The 17434-nt window shown below is 60.6% G+C and carries 16 protein-coding genes; 7 read left to right on the plus strand and 9 right to left on the minus strand.

Going from position 1 to position 17434, the window contains the following annotated elements; genetic code table 11:
* Positions 1 to 97 precede the first annotated feature (97 nt).
* The 3 genes from PSELUDRAFT_RS15335 to PSELUDRAFT_RS19500 are packed head-to-tail and all read left to right on the plus strand — an operon-like array spanning position 98 to position 1547.
* Positions 98 to 736 (plus strand): histidine phosphatase family protein, encoded by a 639-nt coding sequence (locus tag PSELUDRAFT_RS15335; RefSeq protein ID WP_231895235.1) that lies wholly within the window; start codon positions 98 to 100, stop codon positions 734 to 736.
* 48 nt (positions 737 to 784) lie between these two features.
* Entirely contained in the window at positions 785 to 1189 is a 405-nt protein-coding gene (msrB, locus tag PSELUDRAFT_RS15340; RefSeq protein WP_088967661.1) for a peptide-methionine (R)-S-oxide reductase MsrB, read from the plus strand.
* A gap of 43 nt (positions 1190 to 1232) precedes the next feature.
* Positions 1233 to 1547 (plus strand): hypothetical protein, encoded by a 315-nt coding sequence (locus PSELUDRAFT_RS19500; protein ID WP_157725155.1) that lies wholly within the window; start codon positions 1233 to 1235, stop codon positions 1545 to 1547.
* A 76-nt stretch (positions 1548 to 1623) separates the two neighbouring features.
* On the opposite strand, the gene PSELUDRAFT_RS15345 is transcribed toward PSELUDRAFT_RS19500, so the two are convergent.
* On the minus strand, positions 1624 to 3291 hold the full coding sequence (locus PSELUDRAFT_RS15345; protein ID WP_088967662.1) for an autotransporter outer membrane beta-barrel domain-containing protein: 1668 nt from the start codon (positions 3289 to 3291) through the stop codon (positions 1624 to 1626).
* 1129 nt (positions 3292 to 4420) lie between these two features.
* On the opposite strand from PSELUDRAFT_RS15345, the gene PSELUDRAFT_RS15350 reads away from it, so the two are divergent.
* On the plus strand, positions 4421 to 5497 hold the full coding sequence (locus tag PSELUDRAFT_RS15350; RefSeq protein WP_197693885.1) for a Ppx/GppA family phosphatase: 1077 nt from the start codon (positions 4421 to 4423) through the stop codon (positions 5495 to 5497).
* A 25-nt stretch (positions 5498 to 5522) separates the two neighbouring features.
* Positions 5523 to 6536 carry a transporter gene (locus tag PSELUDRAFT_RS15355; protein ID WP_088967664.1) on the plus strand — a complete coding sequence of 338 codons (1014 nt, stop codon included), beginning with the start codon at positions 5523 to 5525 and terminating at the stop codon, positions 6534 to 6536.
* A gap of 117 nt (positions 6537 to 6653) precedes the next feature.
* Here the strand turns inward: PSELUDRAFT_RS15355 and PSELUDRAFT_RS20030 are convergent, their stop codons facing one another.
* From PSELUDRAFT_RS20030 to PSELUDRAFT_RS15390, 7 genes are all read right to left on the minus strand, one after another.
* Positions 6654 to 7811: a methyl-accepting chemotaxis protein gene (locus PSELUDRAFT_RS20030; protein WP_197693886.1), complete on the minus strand. Its 1158-nt coding sequence runs from the start codon at positions 7809 to 7811 to the stop codon at positions 6654 to 6656.
* 251 nt (positions 7812 to 8062) lie between these two features.
* Positions 8063 to 8968: a MerR family transcriptional regulator gene (locus tag PSELUDRAFT_RS15365; RefSeq protein WP_088967666.1), complete on the minus strand. Its 906-nt coding sequence runs from the start codon at positions 8966 to 8968 to the stop codon at positions 8063 to 8065.
* 34 nt (positions 8969 to 9002) lie between these two features.
* Positions 9003 to 9416: a nuclear transport factor 2 family protein gene (locus PSELUDRAFT_RS15370; protein ID WP_088967667.1), complete on the minus strand. Its 414-nt coding sequence runs from the start codon at positions 9414 to 9416 to the stop codon at positions 9003 to 9005.
* The gene (locus tag PSELUDRAFT_RS15375; RefSeq protein WP_088967668.1) at positions 9413 to 10186 is read right to left on the minus strand and encodes an SDR family oxidoreductase; all 774 of its coding nucleotides are present in this window, start codon (positions 10184 to 10186) and stop codon (positions 9413 to 9415) included. Before PSELUDRAFT_RS15375 ends, PSELUDRAFT_RS15370 begins: the two co-directional genes overlap by 4 nt.
* Positions 10183 to 10722 carry a DUF3833 domain-containing protein gene (locus PSELUDRAFT_RS15380; RefSeq protein ID WP_231895236.1) on the minus strand — a complete coding sequence of 180 codons (540 nt, stop codon included), beginning with the start codon at positions 10720 to 10722 and terminating at the stop codon, positions 10183 to 10185. The genes PSELUDRAFT_RS15375 and PSELUDRAFT_RS15380 overlap by 4 nt, the downstream gene beginning before the upstream one ends.
* Before the next feature lie 91 nt (positions 10723 to 10813).
* Positions 10814 to 11614, minus strand: coding sequence for a DUF1365 domain-containing protein (locus tag PSELUDRAFT_RS15385; protein WP_088967670.1), 801 nt, complete (start codon positions 11612 to 11614; stop codon positions 10814 to 10816).
* Positions 11614 to 12927 carry an NAD(P)/FAD-dependent oxidoreductase gene (locus PSELUDRAFT_RS15390; RefSeq protein WP_088967671.1) on the minus strand — a complete coding sequence of 438 codons (1314 nt, stop codon included), beginning with the start codon at positions 12925 to 12927 and terminating at the stop codon, positions 11614 to 11616. The genes PSELUDRAFT_RS15385 and PSELUDRAFT_RS15390 overlap by 1 nt, the downstream gene beginning before the upstream one ends.
* A gap of 465 nt (positions 12928 to 13392) precedes the next feature.
* On the opposite strand from PSELUDRAFT_RS15390, the gene PSELUDRAFT_RS15395 reads away from it, so the two are divergent.
* The gene (locus PSELUDRAFT_RS15395; RefSeq protein ID WP_088967672.1) at positions 13393 to 13821 is read left to right on the plus strand and encodes an organic hydroperoxide resistance protein; all 429 of its coding nucleotides are present in this window, start codon (positions 13393 to 13395) and stop codon (positions 13819 to 13821) included.
* Between the two features lie 177 nt (positions 13822 to 13998).
* On the plus strand, positions 13999 to 16209 hold the full coding sequence (gene katG / locus PSELUDRAFT_RS15400; RefSeq protein ID WP_088967673.1) for a catalase/peroxidase HPI: 2211 nt from the start codon (positions 13999 to 14001) through the stop codon (positions 16207 to 16209).
* A gap of 89 nt (positions 16210 to 16298) precedes the next feature.
* On the opposite strand, the gene PSELUDRAFT_RS15405 is transcribed toward katG, so the two are convergent.
* The gene (locus PSELUDRAFT_RS15405; RefSeq protein WP_197693887.1) at positions 16299 to 17297 is read right to left on the minus strand and encodes a cytochrome D1 domain-containing protein; all 999 of its coding nucleotides are present in this window, start codon (positions 17295 to 17297) and stop codon (positions 16299 to 16301) included.
* Positions 17298 to 17434: the final 137 nt, after the last annotated feature.

Below are 17434 nucleotides of genomic sequence, written 5' to 3' on the forward strand. Positions count from 1 at the left end.
GCTTTTGCACTGCAGCCCAAGCCGCGCTACAGTCTGTGCTGCACTGCGGCGACCGGATCGCCGCATTTTCATCTGCCCGCTCAATCCCGGAGGCCGCGTGACTCAACTGACCCGCTTCTGCCTGGTACGCCACGGCGAAACCGCCTGGAACGCGGAACGCCGCCTGCAAGGCCAGACCGACATCCCGCTCAATAGCCAGGGCGAGGAGCAGGCCGCCAGTCTGGCCGCTGCGCTGCAGCGGCGTGGCCAGCATTTCGATGCGCTATACAGCAGCGACCTTAGCCGCGCCCACCACACCGCCCAGCCGCTGGCGGCGGCGCTGGCACTGCACATCACCCTGCTGCCGGACCTGCGTGAACGCCACTTCGGCGCCTTGCAGGGTGTCTCCCTGCACGAGGGCGCCGAGCAGCAGCCGCAAGCCTGGCAGGCCTATAGCAGCCGCAACGTGGAGCACGACCTGGACGGCGGCGAAAGCTTGCTGCAGTTCGCCCAGCGGGTGCGCCACGCGCTGGAACGCCTGGCTGCCGACCATGCCGGTGACACCGTGCTGCTGGTCAGCCACGGCGGCGTGCTGGATGTAATGTACCGCATCGCTTGCGGCCAACCCCTGCACGAGCAGCGCCGGGTACCCATCCCCAATGCCGCGCTCAACTGGCTGAGTTTCGATGGCTGCCAGTGGCGGGTGGACAGCTGGGCGGATGAGTCGCATCTGACAGATTCACTGGACGAGCTGTAAGCCGCGCCTTGCCGCCACGACCAACTCATCCCGTACAGGACACACATCATGAGCCAGAAAGTCTTCAAAACACCGCAACAATGGCGCGAGCAGCTTACCCCGGAACAGTTCCATGTCACCCGTGAAGCCGGCACCGAGCGCCCGTTCAGCGGCGAGCACTACTTCCATCAGCGCAAGGGCCGCTACCACTGCATCTGCTGCGATGCGCTGCTGTTCGCCTCCAGCACCAAGTTCGATGCCGGCTGCGGCTGGCCCAGCTTCAGGGAAGAAGCCGTAGCCGGCAGCATCGTGCGCATCCGCGACATCAGCCACGGCATGATTCGCACCGAAGTACGCTGCGCCCAGTGCGACGCCCACCTGGGCCACGTGTTCGACGACGGCCCGCCGCCTACCGGCGAACGCTACTGCATCAACTCGGTGGCGCTGCACTTCGTGCCGGACACTGCAGACTGATATTGTAAGAAGGCAAATTAACTGAAAACTCTGGGCGAGATAAATGAAAAGCCTGCCAACCTTGGCAGGCTTTTCATTTATCTTTCATCCTAAAAACAAAAGTGATTTGGGTGTGAATGTTCTACAAGGCTACTTCTTCAGCCGCCCCATCTCTCCAGCGCATGTCAAGGCTCTGGCATGCTTTCATCTCGACTGCGAAGGACAACTTTGGCCGACGATCAGCCGCTGGCTGGACTGGCCTGGCAGCTGTTCGGCCAAAGCGGTCGATGGACGCTTCAAAGAAATATGGCCGGTTCTGTTTACTGACCGGCCATTGCCATTTTTCCTCGGCCATGGTTGCCTACAAGAGTCGGGGTGACTCACCCCCATCAAGGGAGAGCATTTTCCCGCAATAGCTGTGTGACGCGGTAGTCTCTCAGCTATTGTGGGGCTTGTTAGAACATCCAGCGGAAATTGACATAGACAGTCTGGTCGTTATACCCGGTTCGCTGTTCCGTGTCGTAAGCGGCTGTTACTTCCATTCCCGATTTGTTCACCCACTCGAGTGCCACACCTCCGCGGTAGACTTCGCGTGCTGGGCTCATGCCTTTAACAACAAAAGCATTGCCGCCTTCAGTAAAACTTGCAGTGACTTGCCCCTGCTTGGCCAGCGCGTCATAGCCGATATCTGCATGTGCCGACAATTTGAAGCCACGGCCAATGTCTTTTACCGCCTTGGCGCCGATCATGGAAACCAAGGATTCGGCACTGGTTGCGCCAACATTAAGGTTTGCCGGGCCGGAGCCTTCTTCTTGATACCCTTGCACATGTGCTTTCGTGTAGGAAATCCTTGCCGAAGGCATCAGGGTAAATGTGTCCGATATCTTGTATGTTTTTGTTAAGTCCGCTTCCGTATAAAAGTGGTTACTATCATAGTTGGCGGTGGACATGCTGTTAATCACACCAACTTGAATTGTGCGTTGGCTGGAATTCCAAGTGTAACCACCGGCCAGCAGCAAGTTAAGATCCATACTGTCATTGATGCGCTTGGTAGCATACCCGGTCAGCTGAACGGTTGTTGCATCGACACTATTGCTGCTGCCATTTCCAGTAATATCGTTCTGCGCATAAGAAGCGGCAGCACCAATTCGCCACGTTGGATTGATCTTTGCGTCGGCGCCTAGCACCAGGCCGTAGCCATTCGATTCGTAGCCACGGATACCATCCCGGTCATTTTGCTTTGTCAGAGAGCCAAATGGTTTTACCCATGCTTTACGGTCTTGCAAGGTTTCATCGCCAGATGACAAACCATTCAGCCTGAACATACGGTCAATGACTATCTTTGTCGGGCCAGTCTGGGCCTGCTGCAGCAGTGCTTGAACATTGCCGACACTCAGTACAGGAAGAAGCGATGCAATGGCATCGGCTTTTTCTTTATCAGTTGAAAGGCTATTGATCTGGTCAAGGATGTTTTGCAGCTGTGTCGGGATATTCTGGCTGTTTGACAAATCATCCAGGGTTTTTGCCAGACCTGATGCCGGTTTGGAGCCGGTAGTATTTTGATCTACTAGGGCTTGATATCCCCCACCAATAAGGGATGCGTCCAGATTGATAATACTGGACAGAATGACAGGATCCATTGGCTCCCAATCCACCGTTGGTGTAGCGGTTGGATTATAGGATTGTGGATCACCGAGTGGAATGTAGGTAAAACGGTATGTGCCAGCAGTCAGATGCAGAAACTTGGCTCCTTGCCATGTATAGGTATCGCCGGCTTCGGGAGAAATGTCATAAGGAACCAGCACCGAACCATCGGAACTGAAATAATTGGTGCCAGATATCAATCCTGACGGAAGTGTTTTCTGGAGGAGGTTGAATCTGACAATTTGGGGGGCGTACGATGTTCCGTTTACGCCTTCAAGCTTCAATTCGCCTTCATTGTAATTGGTCTCTTCATGCCAATTTCCGTACCAGAAGGTTACTGCGCCTGGACCAGAATTGACGTAGCCGATCGAATTTGTGTGAGCATTTGCATAGCCTGCAGCCAGGCACAGTAAAGCAGTAGTGACGACTGTTGATATTGTTTTTTCACTCATTGCTATGTTTTTGTTCAAAATTTTCATGATGTTAGGCTATCCAATTTATCTGGCAATGACGTCATAATTATGGCGCCTGACATTAATTTTTTATTGTTCTTATAGAGGAACAGTCTGTTCTTTATCAAGCACATCTATTCATTTGCCATTTTTTGGAATATTATTTGCTTGTGCAATTAAATTGACTCATTGGAATAAATTAACTGTTTAAAGCCGTGAAGTTTCTTCTTGTGCCAGTCATTGCTGTTGTAACAAAAAAGCTACAAGCCGTCGCACCATGTCCGCTGCTTCTCAAGAGAATTGAGAGCTTTTGGCCGCTCGGCAGAGCGTCGACCATAGCAGCCTTCAGCGGATTGGATGCGGGCTGCGGCGCTCGGAGTCATTGGGGTACGAGGGGTGGACGCAGACTTTTTAGACATGATTCAAATCTCCAGTTGAGTTGCCACGTTGGCAACGGAGCGAATCGTAGATGTTAGGTGTCTAAGCGTCTTCCGCGTAGGGCGTCAAAGTTTTCGGAAAAATGCCCAAGGCCAGTAATGTAGGGCCTGTCCACATTTTTGTGTAAGCCACCAGGGTGCTCTTTGGGTACACCGACAGACTTTGTTTAATCCCTCGTAATACTCAGTGAATCGCCCCGACTCTTGTAGGCTGCTCTGACATAGGAATGGACTGTCCCGGCTCTGTAGGCAATCCTGCCCTATGATTGGACTGCCCTGGCTCCTGGCAACGCACAAACCTGCCAGTAGCTGGCCTGGCAAGGCAGGAAGTTTTCACTAAATTTGCCTCCCTACAATAGGTTTTCAGCGTTATTGAAACCTGTGGTGCCCGGTGGAAACCTGCACCGGATCGGGGTGTGGCCATCAATGGCTACACCCCGTCATTACTTGCCCACCCCGGCGCCCTCTGCACCCCCTCTTTCAGAAGGGCCATGGCGCCATCGCCATACAGTTTGACTTGTCGCGCAATCAGCCCAGTACCGCGTGCCCCACCTGCCTGGCAGCCCGTACATCAGGCTGTAATGCCCCGCCGCTAGACTGTCTCCCGCTGTTACTCCCAAGCTGTCCTTGTCTGTTGCCTCTTGCCGAGCCTGCCTGCGCAGGCTCGCTTTTCTTGTACCGCCGCACATCCCGGCACACCGCTGATGCGGCCAACCTTGATGGCAGTGGCCGGTAAATTACAGCCGGGTTGCGCGCCTTCAAACTGTCATCACTCTGTAACCGACGCCTCTGCACAATGCTCTTGCGCCCTGCTTTGGGCATCTGAACGTTCAAGACCGGTATTGATTATGCCCGCCCCCGCCTCCTTGCTTGCTGCCGTAGACCTTGGCTCCAATGCATTCCGCATGGTGATTGGCCATGGCATGCCCAGCGCCCATGGCCATCACTTCTATGAGCTGGAAACCTTGCGCGAGCCCGTACGCCTGGCAGAAGGGCTGCAGCACAATAATGAGCTGGACAAGCACGCCATGATCCGTGGCCTGCGGGCACTGGACAAATTCGGCTCCCGCCTGCGCGGCTTTCAGGCCGGGCAAGTCAGGGCGGTTGCCACCAACACGGTACGCATCGCCGTGAATGCGGATGTCTTTCTGGCCGAGGCCAGGGAGCGCCTGGGTTTTCCCATCGAGGTCATCTCCGGCCAGGAAGAAGCCCGCCTCGTCTACGCGGGCATCGCCCATGCCCACGCGGACGTTGCCGATGAAAGGCTGGTCGTCGATATTGGCGGCGGCTCGACAGAGTTGATCGTCGGCCGGGGTGCAACACCCTTCGCCCTGGAAAGCCTGCCGATTGGCAGTGGCACTTTCAGCAAGCGCTACTTTCCCGATGGCCGCATCAGCAGCCAGGCGTTCCAGGAGGCCGAGTGGCATGCGGCGAGCGAATTCGAAAAGGTTGCCGCCGTGTTCCGGCAACACCGCTGGCAGCAGGCCATCGGCTCATCCGGCACCGCCCGCGTGCTGGCCAAGGTGCTGAGAACGTGCGGGCTGAACGACAAGGGCGCCGGTGCCATCAGCTATTCCGGGCTGCTGCGTCTGACGGTGCAGCTGCTGGACGCCGGCCGTATCGACCGCCTCAAGCTGCCTGGCATCGAGGAAAGCCGTCTGGCCACGCTGCCAGGTGGCGTGGCCATCATGCTCGCGGCCTTCAAGTCGCTGGCCATCACGCAAATGGAAACATCGCGCCCGGCATTACGCCTGGGCTTGCTGCACAGTCTGCACTGCCAGTCCGCGGTCGCCTGATGTCTTGCCAAGCAAAGCCATCGCCATGAACCCAAAACCCCGGCAAGCCAACTACGGTGCAGATGAAATTGGCCTGATCTGCGGGTTTCACTTCGACGCTGGCCAGGCTGGCCGGGAAATCGACTCCGGCGCCGTGGTGGACTGGTTGCAGCAAGCGCAACGGCAAGGCTTTCTGTGGCTGCATTTCAACCTTGCACACGCGCCATGCGAACGCTGGATGCGAACCCACCTGACACTGCCGGATGATTTTTTCAACATGCTGCGGGCAGGCTCCTGCTCTACCCGCATCGAGCATGTCGACTATGCACTGCTGGCCGTGATCAACGATGTGGCGTTCAACTTCTCCCTGGTTTCAAGCGATGTCTCCAGCATGCTGGTTTACGCGCATCAGCACATCCTGATTACTGCGCGGGCGAGACCGCTGCGCTCGGTCGATCAGCTGCGTGCCGCAGTGAAACGCGGTGAGCGATTCAACTCGCCACTGGCCTTGCTGGTGCACCTGCTGCAGGATCAGGCCGACATTTTCAGCCGCATCGTGCGCGACACCACCGGGGAGGTCGATGACATCGAGGACAAACTGCTGGCACAGCGCGGGCATGACAACCGTGCCGAGCTGGCCTCCATGCGCCGCACCCTGGTGAGGTTGCAACGCTTGCTGGCACCGGAGCCCGGCGCCCTGTTCCGCTTACTGAACCGCCCCCCTGGCTGGCTGCAAGAGCAGGATGTTCAGGATCTGCGGGAGTCGACCGAAGAATTTTCGCTGGTGCTGAATGATCTGGCTGCACTGGTGGAGCGCATCAAGTTGCTGCAGGAAGAACTGGCGGCGCAGCTGAACGAGCAGACCAATAAAACGCTGTTTACCCTGACGCTGGTAACCGTGCTTGCGCTACCGATCAACATCGTCGCCGGCTTCTTCGGCATGAACGTTGGCGGTGTGCCGCTGGCGGATCACCCGCATGGTTTCTGGATGCTGGTTGCGTTTGTCGCCGGCTTTACCGGCCTGGCAGGCATGTGGGCGTTCCGCGCGAAGCGCAACTGAGACGTGGGGGGGGGGCACTGCCGGAAAAGCGATAAGGCAAGGCGGCTTTCCCGCCCTCCCCGCCAAAGCAGACAGCCCGCACTGCGCGGGCTGTCTGCCATTTTTTCGTAGCGTATTTCAGGTTGCAAACTGGCTCAGCAATGCGCTCGACTTCCGCGCCATTTCACGGAGTTCATGCACGGTGCGGGCAATATCCTCGACACTCCTGGTGTTATCAACGGCCATGGTACCGAGCTGCGCCATTTGTGTCGCAACACTCTCCGCATCGGTTTGAATGCTGCCGGAAACGTTGGCCGTTTTATCCGCCAGTTCTACCGACCGTCCGATCAAGGCCTGGCTCTCTACCATGATCTGCTCAATTTTCGACGAGGTATCGGATAGATCCTTCAGGGTTTCCGCTTGACCGTGCATTTCCACGCTGGTGTCGGCAATACCATTGATGATGGCCGATACCGTACGGTTAATGTCGCCCAGGCTGTTCTGGGTGTGCTCGGCAAGCTTGCGGACTTCATCCGCCACAACGGCAAACCCGCGCCCCTGCTCACCGGCGCGCGCAGCTTCAATTGCCGCATTCAGGGCCAGCAGATTGGTTTGTTCCGCGATGGCGGCCACGGTGCTGAGCACCGCCTTGATCTCCTCCGCGCTGCGCGCCAGGTTCGAGAAGCGCGACGTCAGCGCGGAGCCGGTAGTCACGCTGGCATCGATAGTGGCGAACATGGTGGCAAGCTCACCCCGCGCGCCCTCGAAAGTGCTCCTCGCATCATGCAGTTCGTCCCTGGCGTCCTTCACCTCGCTCGCAAGTTTCTGGATTTCCGTACGGGTATGTTCTGCCCTGTCCAGGGTGCTGCTGACGATGCGGGCCGTGGCGCCAACGCTTTGATCGATTATCTGCGCGTGCTCATCGAGTTGCGTGGCAATGCGGGAGTTATCACTCGCCACCATTTTGACTTCGGCAATGGAATTGCGAACATTGCTGCGGAATTCCTCGATCACACCGATCACCTGGCCGATTTCCGCGTTCAGCGAAGCATTGACGGTACAGGCCTGGGAAAGGTCCTTGCCCCGGAAATGTCCTAGGTAGTCGGAAAGCTGCCTGAGCGCCACCACCCCCCAGCGCTTTTCATCCAGATCATGCAGGAATACCACCGCGGCAACGACATACTGGACAATCTGGCCGACCAGATTGCCGGTAAAAAAGAGGGCATTCACGATAAGCAATGTGATGCCTATCCAATGCACCAGACGCATGCGAAAAAAAAGCGACTGAAATGGCATGGTGACTCCTGATGAGGCAAGACCCACGCGACTCGCCCATGGCGCGGGAGTAACACCCGGAACAGGCAAGCCGCATAGACTCAAGCCGGCATCGTGTAGCGTTTTGTGGAATGCCCTTTGGCAATGCAAAGAGTGCGAGCCGGAGGCCAGCCCGGCCATTCCATGATGGAATCGCCCGGCGCGCCATGATCCACGTCAAGCGGTGTTCGGCGGCAGGGCTGGCGCCACTGCGCCGCATGAGATGTTTCTACTCAGGCATGACGCAGCCAGGTGTCCACCAGCTCATCCAGCGCGCTCAGCTCGCGCACATGGCAGACCCGCGGTGGCGGGCTTCCCAGCTGGCGGCAACCGTCCCCTCCCACCCATAGCTGCGTCTGCGCCGGCAGCTGGGGAGACAGTTGCGCAAGCTCGGTGGCGGCATTGCCCTGGTAGGACGAAGAGAACGACAGCACCACCACATCCACCGCATGCTTGCCGGCTGCGCGGACGATATCACTCAGCGGCATCTGCGCCCCGAAGGCAATGGTGTCGCACCCGTGCAGCCGCAGCAGCGCCTCCACCATCAACAGGCCCAGTACATGCTGCTCGCCCGGGCAGGTAGTCAGCATCACGCGCGGGCTTTGCCGGCCAGCCGGTACCGTGGCAAGCGACTCACGGATCACGCGGGTGACTTCTTCCGAATACAGGTGCTCCTCGTGCACCTGCAGCTCGCCGCACAGCCAGGCATCCCCTACCAGCCGGTTGGCAAGCGGCAAGAATTCCAGCACGAAACGGCGCAGCCCCTGCTCCAGCAGTTGGTGGCGCAGATACTCCCTTACCGCCGTGGCCGCATGGCCTTGCAACACCGCCACCAGTCGATTGCAGTTGGCCGGTACTTCCAGCGGCGGAGCATGAGCCGTCGTCAGCGCCTGCAAGGCGGCAGTATCCAGCCGCACTAGCTTGCCCGGGCGAAAGCCGAGATTGAGTAGCCGGCTGATCAGCCTGAGTTTCAGGACTTCTTCTGCCGAATACTGTCGATCCCCCGCGGCATCGCGCTCCGGTTGCGGAAAGCCATAGCGCCGCTCCCACATGCGCAGCAAGTCCTTGGGAATGCCGGTTTCGCGCTCGACCGCAGCAATGGGCAGGCCGGCAGGTGTGGGGGTTGGGGCGACAGACATGGCAGGGTCGGTGTCAAATAGCCAAAGGCGGGCATTATGCCATGTGTCGCTTCAGGCGACGCAGCAGCCAGCCCAGCACCGGCAGTTGTTCGTATACGCCGGCAGCGGCATCCCAGTAATCGCGGTGTTCGCAGATCAGGCCGGCGCTATCCAGCCGCAACAGCGTGCCGCCGTGTATCTGCTGTTGGCGGCCATGCCATGCAAAGTGGAAATCCCAGCTGACAAATGCCGCATCGCCCTGCCGCAGCACCGCGCCAATGACAAAACGCGGCCGGGCAAGATGACGAAACATGCGTGCATAAACTTGCCGTATCGCCTCGCGGCCATGCAGTTCATGGAACGGGTCCTGAAAGCGCGCACCGGCGGCATAGACACGGTCAATCCGTGTCAGCGCCTGGGGCGAGAGGCTGGCAAACCAGTCCAGGTGGCAGGCAAGTGGATCGCTCATAGCCCGGTAACCCGGTGTGCCAGCCAGAAATACAGCCGATAAGGCAAATGCGCAGCCAGTTTCAGCAGCAGGCTGAAGCGGCGGGGAAAGTGGATATCGAAATCCCCGCGCGCCAGGCCGGCCAGTATCGCGCTGGCCGCCTGCTCAGCACTGATCAGCGCCGGCATGGCAAAGTCGTTTCGCGCGGTGAGCCGTGTCGCCACGAAGCCCGGGTTGACCACATGCACACCGATGCCGCGCGGCCGCAAATCCAGGTACAGGGTTTGCGCAAAGTGATTCACCGCGGCCTTGGTAGCGCCGTACACCAGCCCGTTTGGCATGCCCACCCAGCCGGCAGCACTGGCCACCAGCGCGATGCTGCCGTGCTGCTGATGCAGCAGCGCCGGCACCACGGCAGCGGTGCCATACATCACGCCCAGCAGATTGACCTCCACCATGTGTCGCGCCAGTTCCGGCGTCAGCTGCCAGGCGCGCACCGCGGCATAGTCGCCGGCCAGCATCACCACCAGGTCGATATGCGGCCAACGTTGCAATAGTTGGCCGCGTGCCTGCAGCCAATCCTGCTCACGGGTGACATCCAGCGGCAGCACCAGGCAGTGCGCATCATCGGCGGCCACCGCGCGCAGCGCAGCCTCGTTGCGCCCCGACAGTGCCAGCAGCGCACCGGCGGCGCGCAGCTGGTGCGCCAGTGCCGCACCGATACCGTGACCGGCGCCTATCAGCCAGACATGCCGGCCCTGCCAGTTGCGCAGCCTGGGGTTGAAGCTCACGGCGCGGCCTCCTTGCGGATATACAGCGTGACCTCGCCGAGCCGTAAGCCAAGCTTGCTCAGTACCGAGCGGTTCAGCACGCTATGCGCATCCAGCTGGTACATCCAGTCATCAAAATGTACCTCGTACGCCTTGCCATCCAGCGGCAGGCGCAGGGTGTAGTCCCAGAACAAGGCAAACCCCGCGGTACGGCCTGCCGCCTGCCCCACCACGTCGCTGGCGGTGCCGCTGTATTGCCCGTCCGGCAGTTTTCGCAGCCGCCAGACCCGGCGTTGGGTTTCGCCATTGTCGTAACGGAACTGTTCATCCAGCACGCCGTTATCGCCCTGCCAACTGCCGCGCATGGCAACGGTAAAGCGCCGTACCACCTTGCCGCCGCGATCCTGGAACATACCCTGCGCGGTGAGCGGGCCATCGAAGAACTGCCGCAGATCGAAAACCGGCTGCGAGCCGCGGTAGTCGTCGATAGCGGTGGTGGAACAAGCAGCCAGCAGCCCCGTCAGCAGCACCAGGGCTGTGCGGGCGAGCCGCCTCACACGCTGCGCTGCGCCAGTACGGCCAGCGCTGGATGCAAGCGGCACATCAGCGCGATGCAGGGTATCGAAAGCGGCAGACATGGGCCGGCCCTCACGGGGATGGCGGTTGCTGCGGCTTGCCGGCAGCGCGCGGGTTTACTGTTGTGGCGGGCGGCAGGCTGGCGATACGCCCCTTGTTGCCAAAGAATGGCACCCCCTTGCACCACAAGCGCCAGGCCTGCCAATGAATGCGCAGCCACACGGCAAAGGTCAGCAAGGCGCAGGACAGCACCAGGCGCCAGAGATTGGCCGCGGTAGAGGCTTGCGGCCAACCTTGCTGGCGCGCGCTGAAGTCGCGCTGCCGGCCGTCACGGCTGTAGTCGATGGCAACGCTGAAACGGCCCGAGCCCGCCTCGCGGCAAAAGCGGAAGCGGTACTCGCCTTCGACCTGGAAAAACGGCGACACCTGCAACGCCTTGGGAGCGACAAAGCTATCGCCAGGCTGCATCGGCGCCAGGTTCGGGTGGTGCAGGCAATAATCGTGGTGGCCGCCGAAGGTGTTGCTCACCTCCACCCACACCGCGCGCAGCTGTTCGGTGGCATCCAGCACCAGGTAGAAGCTGACCGGGTTGAAGACATAGCCAAGCACTGCCGGCAGGGTATGCAGCTCGACACGCGCAAACTCATGCAGCCCGTGCGCATTCAGGCACTGGCATAGCCATGGCCACAAGGCACTGCCATCGCGCGGGCCGTGGCAGCGGCGCTGCCAGCTCACCCCCGGCGCCAGCCGCAAACGCGGCTGATCCTGCTGCGGCAGGCTGATCGCCACCCAGGCATGGCGGTAGCGGAACTGGTGGCAGACTGGCTGGCATCGCCCGTGCCAGACCTCACCCCGGTAAAGTCGCGGCTGCATCACGCCACCTCCGGCGCCGCAAATGGTGGCAGCACTTCATGCTGCTGCAACGGCAGATCCAGTTGCCACGGGACATGCGCGTGCAGCCCGCGCGCCACAGCCATGCCGGCCTTCAGGCCATCTTCATGAAAACCATAGCCGGTCCATGCACCGGCAAACCAGGTGTGGCGGCGCCCCTGGAGCAGCGCCAGCTCACGCTGCGCGGCGATAGCGGCGGTATCGAACACCGGGTGCGCATAATCGAACTCGGCCAGCACCTGCGGTGGCTCACGATAGGGATTCAGCGTCACGATCACCGGCTGGCTGAACGGCAAGGGCTGCAGCTTGTTCAGCAGGTAGCTCACCATGATCGGTTTGTCGCTCACGCCGGGGCTGCCGACACGGTAGTTCCATGCCGCCCAGGCACTGGGGCGCCGCGGCAGAAAGCTGGTGTCGGTATGCAGCAGCGCACGGTTACGCTGGTATGGCAGGCGCCGCAGCACCCCCTGCTCGTCAGCGTCGGCATCGCTCAGCAGCGCCAGCGCCTGATCGCTATGACAGGCCAACACCAGCTGATGGTAGTGTTCCTCCCCCTGCGGGCTGCTGACATGCACCCCCGCTTCGCCGCGGCGCACCCGTGTTACCGGGGTCCGGAGCCGTAGTTGGCCGCAGCTGCTCAACATGCGGCGCACATACTGCCGCGAGCCCCCCAGCACCGTCTTCCACTGCGGCCGGTCGAAAACCTGCATCAGGCCGTGATTGAGGCAGAAATCAAAAAATGTGGCTGCCGGAAAACGGGCCATGCCATGGGTGGAACAGGACCAGATGGCGGCGCCCATCGGCAGCAGATACCAGTCGCGCAGCGACTGGCCAAACCGGTAGCGGTCCAGTATTTCGCCCAGCGTCTCACCACTGCTGTGCGCCTCCAGCTGCAGCCGCGGGGCAAGCCAGTGCAGCCGCAGAATGTCGCCCAGCATGTGCCAGAAGCGCCCGCGCAGCAGATTGCGGCGCTGTACAAACAGGCTGCCCAGGCTGGTACCCGCCCATTCGATCTGCGGTTGCTCCAGCGCCACCGAGAAAGTCATTTCCGTTTCGTGCACCGCCACGCCCAGCAGCCGGAACAGGCGGGTCAGATTGGGATAGGTGCGGTCGTTATGTACAAGGAAGCCGGCATCTACCGGCGCAGTCACGCCCTGCAAGCTGACATCCACGGTATTGCTATGCCCGCCGGCATAGTCATTTGCTTCGTACACCACGACCTGGTGCCCGCTGCGGCTTAGCAACCAGGCGGCGGACAGGCCGGCGATACCCGCTCCCACCACAGCAATTCTCATTGCATCCTCCTTGGCACTTCAGCCGGTGCGGTAGTCGCTATCGCGACACTCACCACGACCGCACCAAAATTTGTACACTATTTGTACTGTACAAAAACCGTAAATACAATAAAAAAAGCCGCGGCGCGGCAACGCTGAAAACCTGAGCCCGCATGGCAACCCGGCCGGCCGTGCCCATCAAGCGGCACTGACTTCCAGCTGCAAACCGGGACAGCACCTGGCTCCAGCCGCCCTGGTACTGAACCGCCCCCTTCCTTCATGGCGAGCACTCACCATAACCTCAGTGATTGCCAAACGCTATATGTAAAATTTTATCAATCAATTTGTACTATTATTTTTGCCTGCCTACACTCCAGTCATCAAATCGCTGCGGGTGCGATGGCAAGCGTGCTCAGAGGCAATAGTCCCGCCTTCACTCCCCGGCAACGTGCGATACCACATCAACTCAAGTTCGAAGGTACACACATGACTGCAAAACTCGAAAAAGTGCTCTATACCGCCAGGACCCATACCACCGGTGGTCGTGATGGCCGCGCCGTCTCAGACGATGGCCTGCTGGACGTGCAGCTGAACCCACCCAAATCGCTGGGCGGAAACGGCACGGCATCGAATCCGGAGCAATTGTTTGCGGCCGGTTACTCGGCCTGCTTTCTGAGCGCCATCAAGTTCGTTGCCGGCCAGCAGAAAATTGCCACACCGGCCGATGCCAGTATTGATGCCGCTGTCGATATCGGCCCCATTCCCCAGGGCTTCGGCTTGCGGGTCGAACTGACCATCAAGCTGCCGGGCATGGCGCGCGATGTGGCGGAAAACCTGGTGCATGCAGCACACCAGGTCTGCCCCTACTCCAACGCGACACGCGGCAACATCGATGTGGTGCTGACGATAGCCTAAGCAACGGGTGGGCGGCGCTTGCCTGCCGGCCGCTGATACCGGACGTATCCGGCAGCCAGGCCAGTGGAACAATGCCATTGTACTGGCCGACTAATGCGCAACCCTGAGCTGGACATACCAATTTGACGCGGCCTCCCATCAGGGGAGCCGAATTGACTGTGAGGTAATGGAGAAATCATGAGCAACGAGAACACATGCCCCTTCTCCGGAGGGCAAGGCACACGCATGGCGCATGGCTCCCAATCGAACCGTGACTGGTGGCCGAAGGTACTGAACCTGAACGTGCTTCACCAGCATGCGCCGGCATCCAACCCGATGGACAAGGGTTTCGACTACGCGGCGGAATTCAGGAAACTCGACCTGGGCGCGGTCAAAAAAGACCTGTACGCGCTGATGACCACCTCGCAGGACTGGTGGCCCGCCGACTGGGGCCATTATGGTGGCCTGTTCATCCGCATGGCCTGGCACAGCGCCGGGACCTACCGCACCGCCGATGGCCGGGGTGGCGCCGGCACCGGCAACCAGCGCTTCGCGCCGATCAATAGCTGGCCAGACAATGGCAACCTCGACAAGGCACGCCGGCTGCTCTGGCCGATCAAGCAGAAGTACGGCAGCAGTATCTCCTGGGCCGACCTGATGATTCTCGCCGGAAACTGCGCGCTCGAATCCATGGGTTTCAAGACCTTTGGCTTTGCCGGTGGCCGCGTTGATATCTGGCAACCGGAAGAAGACATCTACTGGGGTGGCGAGCGCGAGTGGCTGGCCACCAGCGACAAGCCGAACAGCCGCTACTCCGGCGATCGCGAGCTGGAAAGCCCGTTGGCCGCCGTACAGATGGGCCTCATCTATGTCAACCCGGAAGGGCCAGACGGCAACCCGGACCCGGTCGCATCCGGTCGCGACATTCGCGAAACCTTTGCCCGCATGGCCATGGACGACGAAGAAACCGTGGCATTGACGGCAGGCGGGCATACCTTCGGCAAAGCACACGGCGCGGGCGACCCTGCCCTGGTTGGCCCTGAACCCGAGGGAGCGCCAATCGAGGAGCAAGGGCTGGGCTGGATCAACCAGTTCGATTTCGGCAAGGGCGAGCACACCACCACCAGCGGTATCGAAGGCGCCTGGAAGCCTAACCCGACGAAATGGGACAACGGCTACTTCGACATGCTGTTCGGTTACGAATGGGAGCTGACCAAGAGCCCGGCCGGTGCCAAACAGTGGGTGGCCAAAGACTGCAAGCCGGAACACCTGATTCCCGATGCACACGACCCGGGCAAGAAGCACCCGCCAATGATGACGACGGCCGATCTGGCGATGCGTTTCGACCCAATCTATGGCCCCATCTCGCGCCGCTTCCATCAGGACCCGGCAGCCTTTGCCGATGCCTTCGCCCGTGCCTGGTTCAAACTGACACACCGCGACATGGGCCCCAAAGTGCTCTACCTTGGGCCGGAAGTGCCCGCCGAAGACCTGCTGTGGCAGGACCCGGTACCGGCGGTCGACCACCCGCTCATCGATGCCCGGGACGTATCCGAACTCAAGGCCAGGCTGCTTGCCTCCGACCTGTCGGTCGCCGAGCTGGTATCGACCGCCTGGGCGTCGGCCTCCACGTTCCGCGGTTCCGACAAGCGGGGCGGCGCCAACGGCGCCCGCATCCGCCTTGCCCCGCAGAAGGACTGGGACGCCAACCAGCCGGCCCAGCTTTCCAGAGTGCTGAGTGTGCTCGGGAACATCCAGAGCACCTTCAATGCCGCGCAAGCGGGCGGCAAAAAGGTATCGCTGGCGGACCTGATCGTACTCGGCGGCGCGGCAGCCGTTGAAGCCGCCGCCAAAGCGGCAGGGTTCACGGTGCAGGTGCCCTTTGCACCGGGCCGGACCGACGCCTCGCAGGCGCAGACAGACATTGCGTCCATCGCGGTACTCGAACCGGAAGCAGATGGTTTCCGCAACTACCAGAAGCAGGCCTACAAGGTTTCTGCTGAAGAAATGCTGGTAGACAAGGCGCAGCTGCTCACCCTTAGCGCGCCGGAAATGACAGTGCTGCTTGGTGGCCTGCGCGTGCTGGGCGCCAACGTTGTCGGCTCGGCGGACGGCGTGTTCACCAAACGCCCGGGCGTGCTGAGCAATGACTTCTTTGTCAATCTGCTCGACATGGGAACGGTCTGGAAACCGGCAGCCGGCGCAAGCGGGCGCTTTGAAGGCCGTGACCGGGCAACTGGGGGTGCGAAGTGGACGGCAACGCGCGTCGATCTGATATTCGGCTCGAATTCACAGCTGCGCGCCTTGTCGGAAGTCTATGCCCAGGACGATGCACAGGAGAAGTTTGTGCGTGACTTTGTTGCCGCCTGGAGCAAGGTGATGGAGCTTGATCGTTTCGATCTGAAATGATGCGCGGGGGCGTTACAGCCCCGTTTCTGCATAGCAGACCACAAGGGAGGCCGCATGGCCTCCCTTGTCATTTGGCCAGCGCAAGCATGCTACTCGCGGTAGCTGATGCCGTTCGGCCCATCGCCTACCTTGTAGCTGCTCACGACAACATGCTGCTGGCTGTCGATCACCGACATGGTGCCGGATTCGATATTGCTGACGAACACGTACCGGCCATCGCTGCTGATCGCCACACCATGCGCGCCGGGGCCGGTCTGCACTTCGGCAATGGTTTTACCCGCCTGCGGATCGACCACCGACACCCGGTTGTCCGGCTGCTTGCTGCTGCCCTGGTCGGCCACGAATACCTGCCGGCCATCCGGGGTGGCAAACATCTGGATTGGCGTGCGGCCAACCCTGACCTTGCCGCTAAGCTTGCGCGTGGCGGTATCGATGAGGCCAAGGCTGTTTTCGGCACTCAAGGACACATAGGCCTGCTTGCCATCCGGTGCGAACCCCACCTGCACCGGGGCATTGCCCACGGCGATACGGCCAAGCTCGCGCTGGCTGGCCGTATCCAGCACCGACACGCTGTCGTCCTTCACATTGGCCACATAGATGCTCCTCCCGTCCGGGCTCAACCGCAGCCCGTGCGGGTACTTGCCGGTGCCGATCGACCCGACCTGCCGCCTGGCAGCCAGGTCGTAAACCTGTACCGCGTTATTGCTGGCGTCGGTCACATAGGCGATGTTGCTGCCGGCGTCGGTAATCACATGGCCCGGGTGCCCGGCTACCGGCAGGCGGAATGCAGGCTTCGGCCCCAGTGGCAAGTCGAACACCAGCAAATCGCCGCCGGCCTGGCCGCCATGGTGGCCGGCATGTTCGCTCATGCCGACAGCCAGCAGGCGCTTGCCGTCCGGGGTGACCTGCACGTTGTGGGGCGCGATGTCCAGCGGCAAGGTGGTAACCCGGCCAGTGGCCAGATCCACCTGGCTGATCGAATTGCCGCGCTCGTTGGCGGTAAATACCGTTCCAGTTGGTGCCGCCATGGCAACGCTGGACAGCAGGGACAATGCCGCCAGTACGGCAGCAGAAACAACTCTGCGCATAAGGTAATCCTCAATGATGATGTCGCGCACGGCCCCGCTTCGGGGCGATGGCGAGGGTATGTGGGTGGCAGGATGCGTGGCGCGCGCCGGGCTGCACCACCCTGCCCGCCTTTTCGTGACGGTAAGGTTGGCCGCAA

It is taken from the genome of Vogesella sp. LIG4 (assembly GCF_900090205.1).
GTDB lineage: Bacteria > Pseudomonadota > Gammaproteobacteria > Burkholderiales > Chromobacteriaceae > Vogesella.